At 62.2% G+C, this 15460-nt stretch carries 12 protein-coding genes and 1 pseudogene; 10 read left to right on the top strand and 3 right to left on the bottom strand.

The annotated features are described in order from the left end of the window. The first annotated feature begins 12 nt into the window (after window positions 1-12). From MF6394_RS08070 to MF6394_RS08050, 5 genes and pseudogenes are all read left to right on the top strand, one after another. Entirely contained in the window at window positions 13-1761 is a 1749-nt protein-coding gene (locus MF6394_RS08070) for a type I secretion system permease/ATPase (RefSeq protein ID WP_078466457.1), read from the top strand. Then, window positions 1758-3080, top strand: a complete 1323-nt coding sequence (locus MF6394_RS08065) for an HlyD family type I secretion periplasmic adaptor subunit (RefSeq protein ID WP_069556903.1) — start codon at window positions 1758-1760, stop codon at window positions 3078-3080. Before MF6394_RS08070 ends, MF6394_RS08065 begins: the two co-directional genes overlap by 4 nt. Continuing rightward, window positions 3077-4405, top strand: coding sequence for a TolC family outer membrane protein (locus MF6394_RS08060; RefSeq protein WP_078466456.1), 1329 nt, complete (start codon window positions 3077-3079; stop codon window positions 4403-4405). The genes MF6394_RS08065 and MF6394_RS08060 overlap by 4 nt, the downstream gene beginning before the upstream one ends. 134 nt (window positions 4406-4539) lie before the next feature. Further along, window positions 4540-4967, top strand: a pseudogene (locus MF6394_RS08055) (DUF4160 domain-containing protein). Further along, window positions 4964-5428 carry a DUF2442 domain-containing protein gene (locus MF6394_RS08050; RefSeq protein WP_047711837.1) on the top strand — a complete coding sequence of 155 codons (465 nt, stop codon included), beginning with the start codon at window positions 4964-4966 and terminating at the stop codon, window positions 5426-5428. The pseudogene MF6394_RS08055 and the gene MF6394_RS08050 overlap by 4 nt, the downstream one beginning before the upstream one ends. 114 nt (window positions 5429-5542) lie before the next feature. Here the strand turns inward: MF6394_RS08050 and trmA are convergent, their stop codons facing one another. Together trmA and MF6394_RS08040 are read right to left on the bottom strand one after the other, a co-directional pair. Then, the gene (trmA, locus tag MF6394_RS08045; RefSeq protein ID WP_078466455.1) at window positions 5543-6622 is read right to left on the bottom strand and encodes a tRNA (uridine(54)-C5)-methyltransferase TrmA; all 1080 of its coding nucleotides are present in this window, start codon (window positions 6620-6622) and stop codon (window positions 5543-5545) included. Then, the gene (locus MF6394_RS08040; RefSeq protein ID WP_044268839.1) at window positions 6619-7914 is read right to left on the bottom strand and encodes an NCS2 family permease; all 1296 of its coding nucleotides are present in this window, start codon (window positions 7912-7914) and stop codon (window positions 6619-6621) included. The genes trmA and MF6394_RS08040 overlap by 4 nt, the downstream gene beginning before the upstream one ends. A 189-nt stretch (window positions 7915-8103) precedes the next feature. Here MF6394_RS08040 and MF6394_RS08035 point away from each other — a divergent pair, with 189 nt between their 5' ends. From MF6394_RS08035 to MF6394_RS08020, 4 genes are all read left to right on the top strand, one after another. Then, a complete protein-coding gene (locus MF6394_RS08035; protein ID WP_047712254.1) occupies window positions 8104-8550 on the top strand; it encodes a DUF4879 domain-containing protein in 447 nt (148 codons plus the stop codon). A 96-nt stretch (window positions 8551-8646) separates the two neighbouring features. Beyond that, window positions 8647-9171 (top strand): (2Fe-2S)-binding protein, encoded by a 525-nt coding sequence (locus tag MF6394_RS08030; RefSeq protein ID WP_044268836.1) that lies wholly within the window; start codon window positions 8647-8649, stop codon window positions 9169-9171. Continuing rightward, entirely contained in the window at window positions 9168-10157 is a 990-nt protein-coding gene (locus tag MF6394_RS08025) for an FAD binding domain-containing protein (RefSeq protein WP_057711053.1), read from the top strand. The genes MF6394_RS08030 and MF6394_RS08025 overlap by 4 nt, the downstream gene beginning before the upstream one ends. Continuing rightward, a complete protein-coding gene (locus tag MF6394_RS08020) occupies window positions 10154-12337 on the top strand; it encodes a xanthine dehydrogenase family protein molybdopterin-binding subunit (RefSeq protein WP_078466454.1) in 2184 nt (727 codons plus the stop codon). The genes MF6394_RS08025 and MF6394_RS08020 overlap by 4 nt, the downstream gene beginning before the upstream one ends. A 127-nt stretch (window positions 12338-12464) precedes the next feature. Here the strand turns inward: MF6394_RS08020 and MF6394_RS08015 are convergent, their stop codons facing one another. Then, the gene (locus MF6394_RS08015; protein ID WP_047711834.1) at window positions 12465-13703 is read right to left on the bottom strand and encodes an MFS transporter; all 1239 of its coding nucleotides are present in this window, start codon (window positions 13701-13703) and stop codon (window positions 12465-12467) included. Window positions 13704-14019: 316 nt separating this feature from the next. On the opposite strand from MF6394_RS08015, the gene MF6394_RS08010 reads away from it, so the two are divergent. Beyond that, entirely contained in the window at window positions 14020-15459 is a 1440-nt protein-coding gene (locus MF6394_RS08010; RefSeq protein WP_044268827.1) for a cytochrome ubiquinol oxidase subunit I, read from the top strand. Window position 15460: the final 1 nt, after the last annotated feature.

The following is a 15460-nucleotide window of genomic DNA, read 5'->3' as shown; positions in this document are numbered from 1 at the left end:
GGGATGCCCTTCATGACTCGGCCCGGTGCCAAGCGCGCGAATGAGATGCTGGCTGCACTCACCGCCTATAAAAGCGCCTTCTTCAACATTGGTTTGTTCTCGGCGGTGATCAACCTGCTGATGCTGGCCCCGGCGCTGTACATGTTGCAGGTGTACGACCGCGTATTGGCCTCGGGCAACCAGATGACCCTGCTGATGCTGACGCTGATGATCCTCGGCCTCTTCGGCTTGATGGGCGCGCTGGAGTGGGTGCGCAGCCAGGTGGTGATTCGCCTCGGTACGCAGATGGACATGCGCTTGAACCAGCGTGTATTCGACGCCGCCTATGAAGCCCAACTCAAGGGTGGCACCCAAGCGGCGGGCCAGGCCCTGCACGACCTGACCACCTTGCGCCAGTTCGCCACCGGCCAGGCGTTGTTCGCCTTTTTCGATGCGCCGTGGTTTCCGGTGTACCTGCTGGTGATCTTCCTGTTCCACCCCTGGCTGGGCCTGCTGGCATTGGGTGGGGCGTTGCTTCTGATCGCATTGGCCTGGGCTAATCATTATGTCAGCCAGGCACCGATGGCCCTGGCCAGCCAACTGTCGATCAGCGCCAGCCAGCAGGCCACGGCCAACCTGCGCAACGCCGACACCATTGAAGCCATGGGCATGCTCGCCACCTTGCGCGGGCGTTGGTTCAGCCAGCACCAGGCGTTTCTGGTGCAGCAGAACCTGGCCAGTGAAAAGACTGCGGTGGTCACGGCCTGGTCCAAGGGCGTACGCCTGGCCCTGCAATCGCTGGTGCTGGGCCTGGGCGCCTGGTTGGCGGTCAACGGCGACATAACGCCGGGGATGATGATTGCCGGCTCGATCCTGATGGGACGTGTGCTCAGCCCCATCGACCAGTTAATCGGCGTGTGGAAACAATGGGGTTCGGCGCGCCTGGCCTATGAGCGCTTGTCGTTAATGCTGCAGGACAACCCGGCGCGGCCGGTGCGCATGAGCCTGCCCGTGCCCAAGGGCCAGGTGAGCGTGGAGCAGATCAGCGCCTGCGCGCCCGGCAGCCGACGTCCGGCGTTGGCAAACCTGGGTTTCAGCCTGCCGGCGGGGGATGTACTCGGTGTTATCGGCCCATCGGGGTGCGGCAAGTCCACCCTGGCGCGGGTGCTGGTGGGGGCCTGGGCACCCTTGGCCGGCAAGGTGCGCCTTGATGGCGCCGACCTGGCCCTGTGGGACAAGCAACAACTCGGCCCGCATATCGGTTACCTGCCCCAGGACATCCAATTATTCGCCGGCAGCATCGCGCAGAACATCGCGCGTTTTGAAGCGGTGGAGGCCGATACCGTCCTCGCCGCCGCGCAGATGGCTGGCGTGCATGAGTTGATCCTGCAACTGCCCCAGGGCTACGACACGCAACTGGGGGAGGGCGGCGCGGGCTTGTCCGGCGGGCAAAGGCAACGGGTGGCCCTGGCGCGTGCGCTGTATGGGTTACCGGCACTGATCGTGCTGGACGAACCGAACGCCAACCTCGACGAAGTGGGCGAACAGGCGTTGTTGCAGGCCATTGCCCAGCTCAAGCAGCAGCGCCGCACCTTGATCCTGATTACCCACAAACCCAACGTGCTGAGCCTCACCGACCAGTTGCTGATCCTCAAGGACGGCCAGATGCAGGCCTTCGGCCCTACGGCGCGAGTGCTGGAGGCGCGGCAAAAAACTGCGGCAAACAAACCGGTCTCGACCATGAGCATGAGCTACCGCCTCGGTGCAGGAAAACCCGCATGAGCCAGAGCAAGCCCATTTTGCTCAGTGACCCGTCTAACGTGCTGGCGCTGGATGACAAAAAATACTCACGCCTGGGTTGGTGGCTGGTGCTCGGCGGCTTTGCCGGGTTCCTCGGCTGGGCGGCGCTGGCGCCGTTGGACAAGGGCGTGGCGGTGCCGGGCAAGGTCATGGTGTCGGGGCATCGCAAGACGGTGCAGCACCCATCGGGCGGGATCGTCGAGCGTATCCAGGTGCGTGACGGTGACCGGGTCAGCGCGGGCCAGGTGTTGTTGCGGTTGAAGCAAACCCCGTTGCGCGGGCAGATGCAGTCATTGCGCAGCCAATACCTGGCGTCGTTGGCCAGCGAAGCGCGCTTGAGTGCCGAGAGTGAAGGCTTGCAGACCATTGTGTTCAGCCCCGAGCTGCTGGCCGATCCCGACGCCGCGAACACCCTGAGCCTGCAACGCCAGCTATTCAACAGCCGTGCCCAGGCACTGGCTACCGAACAGGCGGGCCTGCGTGAAACTATCGCTGGCTTTGAAGCGCAGTTGCGCGGCACGCGGGCCTCCCAGGCAAGCAAGGTTTTGCAGCGCGCGGCGTTGAATGAGCAGCTTCAGGGGCTGCGCGAGTTGGCGCGTGAGGGTTATATCCCGCGCAATCGCCTGCTCGACAGCGAGCGGCTGTACGCGCAAATCGACGGTGCCATCGCTGAGGATTTTGGCCGTATCGGCCAGTTGCAGCGCCAGGTACTGGAACTGCGCCTGCGCATCCGCCAGCTCGGCGAGGACTTTCAGAAAGACCTGCGCAGCCAGTTGGCCGAGACCCGCACCCGCAGCGACGACTTGCGCAATCGCCTGGCCTCTGCCGAATTCGAACTGGCCAACAGCCTGGTCCGCGCACCGGCGTCTGGCGTGGTGGTGGGGTTGCAGGTGTACACCGAAGGCGGGGTGATCCAGCCCGGCCAGACGCTGATGGACATCGTGCCCGAAGGCGAGCCACTGCTGGTGGAAGCACGGGTGCCGGTGCAGATGATCGACAAGGTGCACCCAGGCTTGCCGGTTGAATTGATGTTCTCGGCGTTCAACCAGTCCACCACGCCACGGGTGGCGGGCGAAGTCACCTTGGTCTCGGCCGACCGCCAGGTCGATGAGCGCACCGATGAGCCGTATTACACGCTGCGGGCCCAGGTCAGCGCGGCGGGTATGCAGCAACTGCACGGCGTGCAGATCCGCCCGGGCATGCCAGTGGAAACCTTCGTCAAGACCGGTGAGCGTTCGATGCTCAACTACCTGTTTAAACCCTTGCTGGATCGCACCCATATGGCCCTGGTGGAAGAATGAAGGCGTTGTTGTTCACCCTCTGTTTAAGCTGTACACCGGCGGCGCACGCCCTGGGGTTGTTGGATGTGTATGACTTGGCGCTGCGCAACGATCCAACCTTTCAGGCGGCGATTCAGGAGCGCGAGGCCGGTGAAGAAAACCGCGTGATCGGTCGGGCCGCATTGCTGCCTAACCTGTCATGGAGCTACAACAATTCGCGCAATGAGTCTGAAGTGACCCAGAGCACGGCAATCGGAAATGTCAGCAGCGACCGCAATTACCGCAGCTACGCCTCGGCCCTGACCTTGCAGCAACCGTTGCTTGATTACGAAGCCTATGCGCGTTTTCGCCAAGGCACCGCCCAGGCGTTGATGGCCGACGAGCGCTTTCGCGGCAAGAGCCAGGAACTGGCCGTGCGGGTGCTGAGCGCCTACAGCCAGGCATTGCTGGCACAAGAGCGCATCGCGTTGAGCCGTGCCCAGAAACGTGCGTTTGCCGAGCGCCTGCAACTCAATGATCGCCTGCTCAAAGGCGGTGAGGGCACGCGGACCGATGTGCTCGAAACCCAGGCGCGCCTGAGCCTGGCCCAGGCCGAAGAAATCGAAGCCATGGATGCCCAGGACAGTGCCTTGCGTGAGCTGGAAGCCATTGTCGGCCAGCCGCTGCACATCGAAGAGCTGGCGCCCCTGGCGCGTCAATTCGAGATCGCGCCGCTTGAGCCCCATCGTTTTGAAACCTGGCGTGAACTGGCCATGGCCAATAACCCCGAACTCAAGTCCCAGCACCACGCGCTTGACGTGGCCTCGTATGAGGTGGAGCGCAAGCGCGCCGGGCACCTGCCCAAGGTCAGTCTGTACGCGACCAGTCGCAAAACCAGTTCCGATTCAGAAAGCAGCTACAACCAGAAGTACGACACCAACAGCGTCGGCATCCAGGTCAGCCTGCCGCTGTTTGCCGGTGGCTCGGTCTCGGCCTCCACCCGTCAGGCGGCTAACCAACTGTCTCAGGCCCAATACGAGCTGGACGCGCAAACCGCTGCGACCTTGGTGGAGTTGCGCAAGCAATTCAACCTCAACACCAGCGGCGCGGCCAAGGTGCGCGCCTATGAAATAGCAGTGAGTTCCGCCACGGCGCTGGTGAGCGCCACGAAGAAAAGCGTCAGTGGCGGCGAGCGGGTCAACCTCGACGTGCTCGACGCCGAGCAGCAACTGTTCACCGCCCGCCGCGACCTGGCCAATGCCCGTCATGCGTACCTGCTGGCGCGCATTCAGTTGAAGTATTACGCGGGGTTGCTGAGCGAGCAGGACTTGCGGGCGTTGGCCGGGTATTTCCAACCCTCGGCATGAGTGGTTACAACCCGGCATTCGCCGGGTTTTTTATGGTGACTAATCTGTGAAACAGCTTCGGGAATAGGAGCCGGTTGTCGGGTGGCAGAGGGAAATTGTTACCTGGCGGAAAATAACCTAACGGATGGGTTACGATGAGAGTAGGTGCTTACAAAGGCTATGTCATTTCGGTGTTTATCAGGGATGAGCATTGCCCGCCCCATGTGCATGTCAGGGGCAAGGGATGGGATGCGCGGTTTCGTTTCAGTTTCCTGGATGGGGAAGTTGAGTTGTGGGACGTAGAGCCTGAACGGAGGCGGCCACCCATAGCACTTCTGAAAGAGATACGCGGGGCGATCATGCAGCGGCACTACTTGGCGCGGGCCCGCAGGATCTGGTGGGAAAAACTGCAGACGGTTTGCCTGGAGAATCATTCCTGGAATTGGGACGCTGGCGAGTTGGTCCGGGGTTGGTCATTCGACAAGGTGTCTACGTCATCGCGAGCGCCAGGCACGACGTCGTAGCGCAACGGACAATTTTGAATCTGGTAAGAGCGCCAGATTGCGTGGGGATTAATTTATGAAAATCATAAAAGCCAAAGTCACACCTTATGTACCTCTCACTGAAGCCGACGTTGACAAGGCAATCGCCCGTGGGCGCAAGTTGAAACGCCTGTACGCCAACGCCAGCAACGTACGTTATGAAAACGACTGCCTCTCCATTGGCTTCAGCGATGGCAGCCGCGTCGTGTTGCCGGTGGCTGGCCTACCGGAGTTCGAAGGGTTTTCAGCGAAGGATTTCCAGCAGTTGGAAGTGACGTTCGGTGGCAAGGCGATTAGCTGTGAGGCTCAGGACCTGGATGTTTCGATCACAGGCCTGATCGCTACAAGCCAGCCGCTGATGGACCTGGCAACCAGCCTGGTGGCATCGCGCAATGGCCGCAAAAGCAGCGCGGCTAAAACCGCAGCGGCTCGCGCCAATGGCAAGAAGGGTGGGCGGCCACGCAAGGAAGTCCCGCAGCCCCCAGAGACCACAGACACTTGAATAAACTGTAGGAGCGAGCTTGCTCGCGAAAACCCCACAGGCACCGCGTTCATCCAGGAAGCACGCGTTATCGTTGACGTTTTTCGCGAGCAAGCTCGCGCCTACTCCGCAGGTTTATCGGCGGGTCAGCAACACACCCGATTCCATATGGTGCGTCCACGGGAACTGGTCAAACATTGCGCACTGGGTAATCCGATGCGTGTCGTGCAGTTGCGCGATGTTCGCCGCCAGCGTCTCCGGGTTGCAGGAGATGTACAGGATGTTGTCGAAGCGCCGGGTCAGCTCGCAGGTGTCCGGGTCCATGCCAGCGCGGGGCGGGTCGACGAAGACGCTACCGAACTCATAGCTTTTCAGGTCGATGCCGTGCAGGCGGCGGAACGGGCGCACTTCATTCAGGGCTTGGGTGAGTTCTTCGGCGGAGAGGCGCACCAGGGTGACGTTATCCACGCCATTCTCATCCAGGTTGCTCAGGGCCGCATTCACCGAGGTCTTGCTGATCTCGGTGGCCAGCACCTTGCGCACGCGGGTCGCCAGCGGCAAGGTGAAGTTGCCGTTGCCGCAATACAGCTCCAGCAAATCGTCCGGGCGGTCGCCCAGCGCTTCATAGGCCCAGTTGAGCATCTTCTGGTTCACCGTGCCGTTGGGCTGGGTGAACGCGCCTTCGGGTTGGCGGTAGCTGAAGGTGCGGCCACCGACGTCGATTTTTTCCACCACATAGTCATGGCCGATCACATCGCGCTTGCCCTTGGAGCGACCGATGATGCTTACATTCAGCTCAGCGGCCAATTTGTTCGCGGCGGTGTGCCAATGCTCATCCAACGGGCGGTGATAACACAGGGTGATCATCGCGTCGCCGGCCAGGGTGGTGAGGAACTCCACCTGGAACAGCTTGTGGCTCAGGGCAGCGCTGGCTTGCCAGGCGGCCTTGAGTTGCGGCATCAACTGGTTGATGCGCTGGCTGGCGATGGGGAATTCTTCGATGAGGATCGGCGTGCGCTTGTCCTCCTGGGAGAACATCGCGTAGTGGCGCTCGCCGCCTTCGCGCCACAGGCGGAACTCCGCACGCAGGCGAAAGTGCTGCAGCGGCGAGTCGAAGACCTGCGGCTCGGGCGCGTCGAACGGTGCCAGCAGGTCACGCAGGCGCGTGACCTTGTCTTGCAGTTGAGCGGTGTAGCTTGCGGCGTCAAAAGTCATGCGTTGAACCAGCCCAGCTTGATCACAAACAGGATCGACAGGATCACCAGTGCCGGGTTCAGCTCACGGTAGCGGCCCGAAAGCAGCTTGATGGCGGTCCAGGCGATGAAACCGAAGGCGATGCCGTTGGCGATGGAGTAAGTGAAGGGCATCGCCAGGGCGGTGATCACCACCGGCGCTGCCACCGTAATGTCGTCCCAGTCGATTTCGGCCAGGCCTTGGCTCATCAGCACCGCCACAAACAGCAAGGCTGGCGCGGTGGCATAGGCCGGCACGCTGGCGGCCAGTGGCGAGAAGAACAACGCCAGCAAAAACAGGATCGCGACCACGACGGCGGTCAAGCCGGTGCGGCCACCGGCGCTCACGCCTGCGGCCGATTCGATGTAGCTGGTGGTGGTCGAGGTACCCAGCAGGGAACCGGCCATGGCAGCGGTACTGTCGGCAATCAGCGCACGGCCCATTTTCGGCATATGGCCGTCCTTGCCCATCAGGCCGGCGCGCTTGGCGACGCCGATCAGGGTGCCGGAGTTGTCGAACAGATCAACGAACAGGAAGGCGAAGATCACGCTGACCAGGCCGATGTCCAGCGCGCCCTTGATGTCCAGCTGCAGGAAGGTCGGGGCCAGAGACGGCGGTACCGAAGTCACGCCGATGAACGGCGTGAAGCCCAGGACGATGGAGGCGACGGTCACCGCCAGGATGCCGATCAGCACCGCGCCGCGTACGGCCAGGGCTTCCAGCGCGACGATCAGCACGAAACCCAGGGTGGCCAGGATCGGCGCCGGTTGTTTCAGGTCGCCCAGGCCCACCATGGTGGCCGGGTTGCTCACCACGATACCGGCGTTATGCAGGGCGATCAGCGCCAGGAACAGGCCGATGCCGGCGGCAATCGCCGAGCGCAGGGGCAGGGGGATGGCGTTGATGATCCACTCACGAATGCGGAAGATCGACAGCAGGAAGAACAGCACCGCCGAAATGAATACCGCGCCCAGCGCCACCTGCCAGGTGTGGCCCATGTGCAAGACCACGGTGTAGGTGAAGAACGCGTTGAGGCCCATGCCCGGTGCCAGGGCAATCGGGTAGTTGGCGATCAGGCCCATCACGGTCGAACCAATGGCCGCCGCCAGGCAGGTGGCGACAAACACCGCGCCCTTGTCCATGCCGGTCTCGCCGAGGATGCTCGGGTTTACGAACAGGATGTAGGCCATGGCCAGAAAGGTGGTGATCCCCGCGAGAATCTCGGTGCGCACATTGGTGTTGTGGGCTTTGAGTTGAAACAGCTTTTCCAGCATGCCGGCTCCCTGTGACGCTAGTGTGCGTCGTGATTTGTTGACCTCTAAGTCAAAGCACAAACTGCGCCAAGCGCTTGTGGATTCAAGAGAGGATCGGAAAAAGCGGCGCATCATACCAGCAGCCGAGGCTGTGTGGCGCATGGGCTTGAGGCATACTGCGCCGACGTTCAACAGCCGGTCATCGACAGCATGAAAAAAGCCAACCCGTGGAGTCTAGCTCTGATCGCCAGTATCGGCCTGTGGCTGGGTGCGGCACCGGCGTGGGGCGCGACTGCACCGGCCTTGAGCGAGGTGCGGGTGTTCAAGGTGGAATCGGCCAAGTGCAGCGAAGCGATCCCGGAGCGGGTCAACACCACCCAGATGTGCGAGCACCGCGGGCCCACCAAGGTTTCAGTGATGGAGGTCGGCTTGGGCAACAATCCCGTCGGTCAATTCAATGGCGCGGTACTCAACGGCCAGCGCACGGCGGTCTGCCAGGTCGGCAACATCAGTGAGGCGTGCAACGGCGTGGGCACCTTGATGGGCTACATCTATGTGTTCGACCTGAACGTCCAGGCCCAGGGCTGGTTCGAATTCACCAATACCTCGATCAACCCACCGAAAAACACCCTGAAAGCCCAGCTCAATATCCGCTGATCAATCATCTTGAACGCTCAAAACACCCGGAAGTCGTACCCCTAAGACGGCGATTTTCCTGAACGCCGCGGACGTACACCAACCCGTGAGGTGTTTATGAGCGCGACCCCCAATGGCGCGGCGGCCCAGCCGTTCGTCGCCCACCCGATACGCCTGACACTCAACGGCCAGGCTCGCCAACTGAACGTGTTGCCCTGGACCACCTTGCTGGACTTGCTGCGTGAGCAGTTGGACCTGGTGGGCAGCAAAAAAGGCTGCGACCACGGCCAGTGCGGCGCCTGCACCGTGTTGCGTGACGGCAAACGCGTGAATGCCTGCCTGACCCTGGCGGTGATGTGCGACGGCGCCGAGTTGACCACCATCGAAGGCCTGGCCGACGGCGACCAACTGCACCCCATGCAACAGGCCTTTATCCAGCACGACGCGTTCCAGTGCGGCTATTGCACGCCGGGCCAGATCTGTTCCGCCATAGGCTTGGTCAATGAAGGCCGCGCAAACGACCGTGCGCAGATCCAGGAATTGATGAGCGGCAACCTGTGCCGCTGCGGCGCCTATAACAACATCCGCGATGCCATCGAAGACGCGCTGCCGGCCTGCCGCCGCCAGGGAGGTGAGTCATGAACCCCTTCCACTACAGCAGGCCGACCGAGGTGCAGCAGGCCGTGCAGATGAGCAGCGCCGCCTCGCGCTTTATCGCCGGTGGCACCAACCTGCTGGACCTGATGAAAGAAAACATCAGCCATCCAGAGCACCTGATCGACATCACCGGCTTGCCGCTGCATGACATTCAAGAAACTGCCGAAGGTGGCTTGCGTATCGGTGCGCTGGTAAGCAACGCCGACCTAGCCTGGCACCCGTTGATCGAGCAGCGTTATCCGTTGCTGTCCCAGGCCATCCTCGCCGGGGCATCGCCGCAGTTACGCAACATGGCCAGTACCGGCGGCAACCTGTTGCAGCGCACCCGTTGCTATTACTTCTACGACGCCGCGGTGCCGTGCAACAAACGCCAGCCCGGCAGCGGCTGCCCGGCGCGCAACGGTTTGAACCGTATCCATGCGATCCTCGGCGCCAGTGAACAGTGCGTGGCCACCCATCCTTCGGACATGTGCGTGGCCCTGGCGGCACTCCAGGCGCAGGTGCATGTAGAAGGCCGTGGCGGCCCCCGGGTGATCGAGTTCGCCGACTTCCACCGCTTGCCAGGCGATGCGCCGCAACGCGACAACCAATTGGCCGACGATGAGCTGATCACCGCGATTGAACTGCCCGCCGATCACCTGGCCCGCCACAGCCATTACCTGAAGATCCGCGACCGTGCCTCCTATGCCTTCGCCTTGGTGTCGGTGGCTGCCGCCTTGGAGCTGGACGGTGATGAAATCATCGACGCCCGCCTGGCCTTGGGCGGTGTGGCGCATAAACCGTGGCGTGACCGCGCAGTGGAAGCCTTGCTGATTGGCCGCACGGTCAGCCGCGAAACCTTCAGCGCCGCCGCCGACGCCCTGCTGCAAGACGCCGAACCGTTGGAACACAATGGCTTCAAGGTCAAGCTGGCGCGGCGCGCAATCATTCGTGCCCTGAGCGACGCCGCCGTCGCAGGAGAACAGCCATGAGCGCTATCGGCAAACCCCTGGACCGCGTCGACGGTCTGCTCAAGGTCACCGGCCAAGCGCGCTACGCCGGTGAATTTCCCGAGAACGGCCTGCTGCATGGCAGCGTGGTGTCGAGTTCGATCGCCAAAGGCCGGGTGGTGCGCATCGATGCGTCCAAGGCGTTGGCGTTGCCGGGTGTGGTGGACGTGATCCATCACCTTAACCGGCCGAATATCGCCAGCTATGACGAGGCGTTCGCTGATGCCGATGCGGCCGATGGCTCGCCCTTTCGCCCGCTGTATAACGACCGCGTGCTCTACAGCGGCCAGCCCCTGGCCCTGGTGATCGCCGATAACCTTGAACTGGCGCGGCATGCCGGCTCACTGGTGCAGATCGACTACGCGCCTGAAGCCTTCGAAACCGACCTGCTCACCCAGCAAGCGGCGGCGCACCCGTCGCCCCAGAGCCCACCCAAACCGCGAGGCAACTTCGAGGCTGAATGGGCCGGTGCTGCAATCAGTCTGGACTTGCACTACAGCACGCCCATCGAGCATCACAATCCGATGGAGCCCCACGCCAGCACCGTGCTGTATCAGCCCGACGGCAGCCTGCATATTCACGACAAGACCCAAGGCCCGCAGAACTGCCAGGCCTATGTGCAAAAAGTCTTCGGCTTGGATAAGAGCCAGGTGCGCATCTTTGCCGCTTTCGTCGGTGGCGCCTTCGGTTCGGGCCTGCGCCCGCAATACCAATTGCCGCTCGCGGTGATGGCGGCCATGGCGCTCAAGCGCTCGGTGCGCGTCACCCTGACGCGCCAGCAGATGTTCACCTTCGGCTATCGCCCGCGCACCTTGCAGCGTTTGCAGATGGGCGCCGCCGCCAATGGGCGCTTGCTGGCGCTGGGGCATACCGCGATTGGCCAGACGTCGCGCTTCGAGGATTTCAGCGAGCACGTGGTGGAGTGGAGCGGCATGCTCTATCACTGCGACAACGTGCAACTGACCTACAAGCTGGCGCCGTTGGACGTGTTTACCCCACTGGACATGCGCGCCCCCGGTGCGGCACTGGGTGTGATCGGCCTGGAATGTGCCATGGACGAACTGGCCTGCGCCCTGGCCATCGATCCGGTGCAATTGCGCCTGATCAACTACGCCGAACGTAACCAGAACGAAGACAAACCCTGGTCGAGCAAGGCCCTGCGCGAGTGCTACAGCGAAGGCGCCGAACGCTTCGGCTGGAGCCAGCGCAACCCGGAACCGCGCAGCATGCGCGACGGCCGCCAGTTGATCGGCTGGGGCATGGCCGGCGGCGTGTGGGAAGCCATGCAGATGAAGGCCAGCGCCAAGGCGCGCCTCGATGCCGAGGGCACGCTCACCGTCAGCAGCGCCACCACCGACATTGGCACCGGCACCTATACCGTGATGACCCAGATCGCCGCCCAGGCCAGTGGCGTGGCGATGGCCGACGTGCGCTTTGTGCTGGGCGATTCGTCGTTGCCCACTGCGCCGTTGCAGGGTGGCTCGTTTACCGTCTCGTCTGTCGGCACTGCCGTGCAGCAAGCGTGCGAAGCGCTGAATGCCAAGTTGCTGGAGATCGCCCGGCAGACTTACCCGGTATTCAAGGAGGCCGATTCGGTTCGGTTTGAAGACGGCCAGCTACACAGCGGTGACGTGAGCGTGTCGTTGGCGCAATTGGTCAAGGACAGCGGTGAAGAGGCCCTGGAGGTACAGGTCGACAGCCAGCCCGACAAGAAGCGCGAGGGTTATGCCAGCGCTACTCACTCGGCGGTGTTCGTCGAAGTGCGGGTGGATGAAGACCTTGGCACCATCAAGGTCAGCCGTGTGGTCAGCGCCATTGCCGCCGGGCGCGTGGTCAACCCCAAGATGGCCCGCAGCCAGATCCTCGGCGGCGTGGTATGGGGCATTGGCATGGCCCTGCATGAAGAGACTCAGGTCGACCACCAACTGGGACGCTACATGAACCACAGCCTGGCCGAATACCACATCCCGGTGAACGCCGATATTGGCGAGATTGATGTGCTGTTTGTCGAAGAGCACGACGAGATCGTCAATGCGCTCGGGTCCAAGGGCGTGGGGGAAATCGGCATTGTCGGGGTGGCGGCGGCGGTGGCGAATGCGGTTTACCATGCCACCGGCAAGCGGGTGCGGGCGTTTCCGATTACCTTGGATAAGGTGATTTAAAATGTGGGAGCGGGCTTGCTCGCGAATGCGGTGGTTCAGTCAGTGATGTACTGAATGACACACTGCACTCGCGAGCAAGCCCGCTCCCACATTGACTGTATTCCAACCTCAGGTCGGGCGGTGAAGCCTATAACTTGGTTTCTTCCACCGGCACATGCATGCGATCCCGGTTAGCCAGGGTCGGGAACAGCTTGATCCACACCCCAGTCACCACCAGCGTGCCAACCCCGCCCATCACCACCGCAGGCACGGTGCCAAACCAGTGGGCGGTTATCCCGGATTCGAACTCGCCCAATTGATTCGAGGCGCCGATAAACAGGCCATTGACCGCACTCACCCGCCCGCGCATTTCATCAGGCGTTTCCAACTGCACGAACGACGCACGGATCACCATGCTGATCATGTCCGCCGCGCCCAGTACCACCAGCACCGCCAGGGAAAACCAGAATGAGGTCGACAGGCCGAAGGCAATGGTTGCTACGCCAAACACGCCGACGGCGGTGAACATCACGCGGCCCACCTGGCGGTCCACCGAAAAGCGCGCCAGCCACAGTGACATCAGCAACGCGCCCACGGCCGGCGCCGACCGCAGCAGGCCCAGGCCCCAGGCGCCGGTCAGCAAGATGTCCTTGGCGAACACCGGCAACAGCGCGGTGGCGCCGCCCAGCAGCACGGCAAACAGGTCCAGGGAGATGGCGCCGAGAATGTCCGGGCGGCTGCGGATAAAGCGAATGCCGGCCAGCAGCGAGTCCAGGGTGGCCTTGGCTTTGTTCAGCGGGGTCTGGCGTGCGGGCAGGTTCAGGGTCAGCACGCAGGCGATCAGGTACAGCGCCACGGTGGGGCCGTACACCCACACGCTGCCAAACGCGTAAAGCAGGCCGCCCAGGGCCGGTGCGACGATGGTCGCCAGTTGCTGGGCCGATTGCGAAGCGGCCACGGCGCGGGGGAACAGCGCGCTGGGCACGATGCTCGGCAACAGCGCCTGGGTGGTGGGCATTTCAAACGAACGGGCGGCGCCCAGCAGGAAGGCGAGAATAAAGATCATCTCGCGGGTCACGTTGCCGGTCAGGCCACCGATGGCTAAGGACAAGGCAATCAGCGCTTGTAAGGTCTGGCAGATGGCCGCGACCCGGCGGCGCTCATAGCGATCCGCCACGTGCCCGGTGTGCAGCATGAACAGTACGCGCGGTATGAATTCCACCAGGCCGACCAGGCCCAGGTCCAGCACATTGCCGGTCAGTTGGTAGAGGTTCCAGCCGATCGCCACGGTGAGCATCTGGAAACCGCTGGCGGTAAAGATCCGCGCCAGCCAGAACGCGATGAAAGGGCGGTGGTGACGTAACAGCAACGCAGGTTCACTGGGCATCGGCAATCAGGTCGGCAACGGGAGAAGGGCGAGATTAGCATCAAGCTGTAACAAATAGTTGCAAGAACTGAGCTGAGGCAAGCTGTCACGCGGCAAAAGACCACACAGTCCTACCGCAAAAATGGGACTATTCTTTCAACGATGCTTGATCCAGATCAAAACCTGCCCCGGGATTGTTCTGGCGGCCGCAAGGCCAGATTCCCCACGCGATGGGTAATAAAAGAAACGAATTGAAATTCGCCACACTCCATATCCGTGGGGGCAGTGGGTGCAGGCTCCCAGCCAGCAGCCGGTATTACCTGACAGAGGAAGACTTATGTTCGGTTTGGAGGCGCTAGATCTCGCCCGAATTCAATTCGCGTTCACCATCTCATTCCACATCCTGTTCCCGGCGATCACCATCGGCCTGGCCAGTTACCTTGCGGTGCTGGAGGGCTTGTGGCTCAAGACCCACAACGACACCTACCGTGACCTCTACCATTTCTGGTCGAAGATCTTTGCCGTCAACTTCGGCATGGGTGTGGTATCGGGCCTGGTCATGGCCTACCAGTTCGGCACCAACTGGAGCCGGTTCTCGGACTTCGCCGGTTCTGTCACCGGGCCGTTGCTGACGTACGAAGTGCTCACGGCCTTCTTCCTCGAGGCCGGTTTCCTGGGCGTGATGTTGTTCGGCTGGAACAAGGTGGGGCGCAAGCTGCACTTCTTCGCCACGGTGATGGTGGCCGTGGGTACGTTGATCTCCACGTTCTGGATTCTTGCCTCCAACAGCTGGATGCAGACGCCCCAGGGCTTTGAAATCATCGATGGCCGCGTGATACCGACTGACTGGCTGGCGGTGATCTTCAACCCGTCGTTCCCCTATCGCCTGATGCACATGGCCACGGCTGCTTTTGTTGCCACGGCGTTCTTCGTCGGCTCGTCGGCGGCCTGGCATCTGCTGCGCGGCAAGGACAACCCGGCGATCCGCAAAATGCTCTCGATGGCGATGTGGATGGCGCTGATCGTTGCGCCCATCCAGGCAGTGATCGGCGACTTCCATGGCCTTAATACCCTCAAACATCAGCCGGCCAAAATCGCGGCGATTGAAGGCCACTGGGAAAATATCGGCAACGAGCCCACGCCGTTGATCCTGTTCGGCTGGCCGGACATGAAAGCCGAGAAAACCAAATATGCCGTCGAGATTCCGTACCTGGGCAGCCTGATCCTGACTCACTCTCTGGACAAGCAGGTGCCGGCGCTCAAGGAGTTCCCGCCTGAAGACCGTCCCAACTCGACCATTGTGTTCTGGTCGTTCCGGGTCATGGTCGGCCTGGGGTTCCTGATGATCTTCACCGGTCTGTTCAGCCTGTGGCTGCGCCGGGGCGACAAGATGTACACGTCCAAGCCGTTCCTGTACCTGGCGTTGTGGATGGGCCCATCTGGCCTGATTGCGATTCTGGCCGGTTGGTTCACCACCGAAATCGGTCGCCAGCCCTGGGTGGTCTACGGGTTGATGCGCACGGCGGATGCCTCCTCCGGGCATAGCCTGACGCAGATGACCATTACGCTGGTGTTGTTCGTGGTGGTGTACTTCGCACTGTTCGGCGCGGGCCTGGGCTACATGATGCGCCTGGTGCGCAAAGGCCCTGTAACCCACGACAGTACTGAGCCAGCCCACGGCGGCCCTGGCCAGAAACGCACCCCCGCGCGTCCGTTGTCTGCTGCCGACGATGGCAGTGATAACGACCACGACCACATCCAGCACAAGGGGAATTGAG

The sequence above is a fragment of the Pseudomonas sp. MF6394 genome, from assembly GCF_002018845.1.
In the GTDB taxonomy this organism is placed as follows: Bacteria; Pseudomonadota; Gammaproteobacteria; order Pseudomonadales; family Pseudomonadaceae; genus Aquipseudomonas; species Aquipseudomonas lactis.
This window is presented reverse-complemented; position numbering and strand designations above follow the sequence as displayed.

Bases quoted from the DNA above. Each gene is read 5' to 3' on its own strand.
- MF6394_RS08070 (WP_078466457.1), top strand. From the start codon at position 13: ATGACTCGGCCCGGTGCCAAGCGCGCGAATGAGATGCTGGCTGCACTC.
- MF6394_RS08065 (WP_069556903.1), top strand. From the start codon at position 1,758: ATGAGCCAGAGCAAGCCCATTTTGCTCAGTGACCCGTCTAACGTGCTG.
- MF6394_RS08060 (WP_078466456.1), top strand. From the start codon at position 3,077: ATGAAGGCGTTGTTGTTCACCCTCTGTTTAAGCTGTACACCGGCGGCG.
- MF6394_RS08050 (WP_047711837.1), top strand. From the start codon at position 4,964: ATGAAAATCATAAAAGCCAAAGTCACACCTTATGTACCTCTCACTGAA.
- trmA (WP_078466455.1), bottom strand. From the start codon at position 6,622: ATGACTTTTGACGCCGCAAGCTACACCGCTCAACTGCAAGACAAGGTC.
- MF6394_RS08040 (WP_044268839.1), bottom strand. From the start codon at position 7,914: ATGCTGGAAAAGCTGTTTCAACTCAAAGCCCACAACACCAATGTGCGC.
- MF6394_RS08035 (WP_047712254.1), top strand. From the start codon at position 8,104: ATGAAAAAAGCCAACCCGTGGAGTCTAGCTCTGATCGCCAGTATCGGC.
- MF6394_RS08030 (WP_044268836.1), top strand. From the start codon at position 8,647: ATGAGCGCGACCCCCAATGGCGCGGCGGCCCAGCCGTTCGTCGCCCAC.
- MF6394_RS08025 (WP_057711053.1), top strand. From the start codon at position 9,168: ATGAACCCCTTCCACTACAGCAGGCCGACCGAGGTGCAGCAGGCCGTG.
- MF6394_RS08020 (WP_078466454.1), top strand. From the start codon at position 10,154: ATGAGCGCTATCGGCAAACCCCTGGACCGCGTCGACGGTCTGCTCAAG.
- MF6394_RS08015 (WP_047711834.1), bottom strand. From the start codon at position 13,703: ATGCCCAGTGAACCTGCGTTGCTGTTACGTCACCACCGCCCTTTCATC.
- MF6394_RS08010 (WP_044268827.1), top strand. From the start codon at position 14,020: ATGTTCGGTTTGGAGGCGCTAGATCTCGCCCGAATTCAATTCGCGTTC.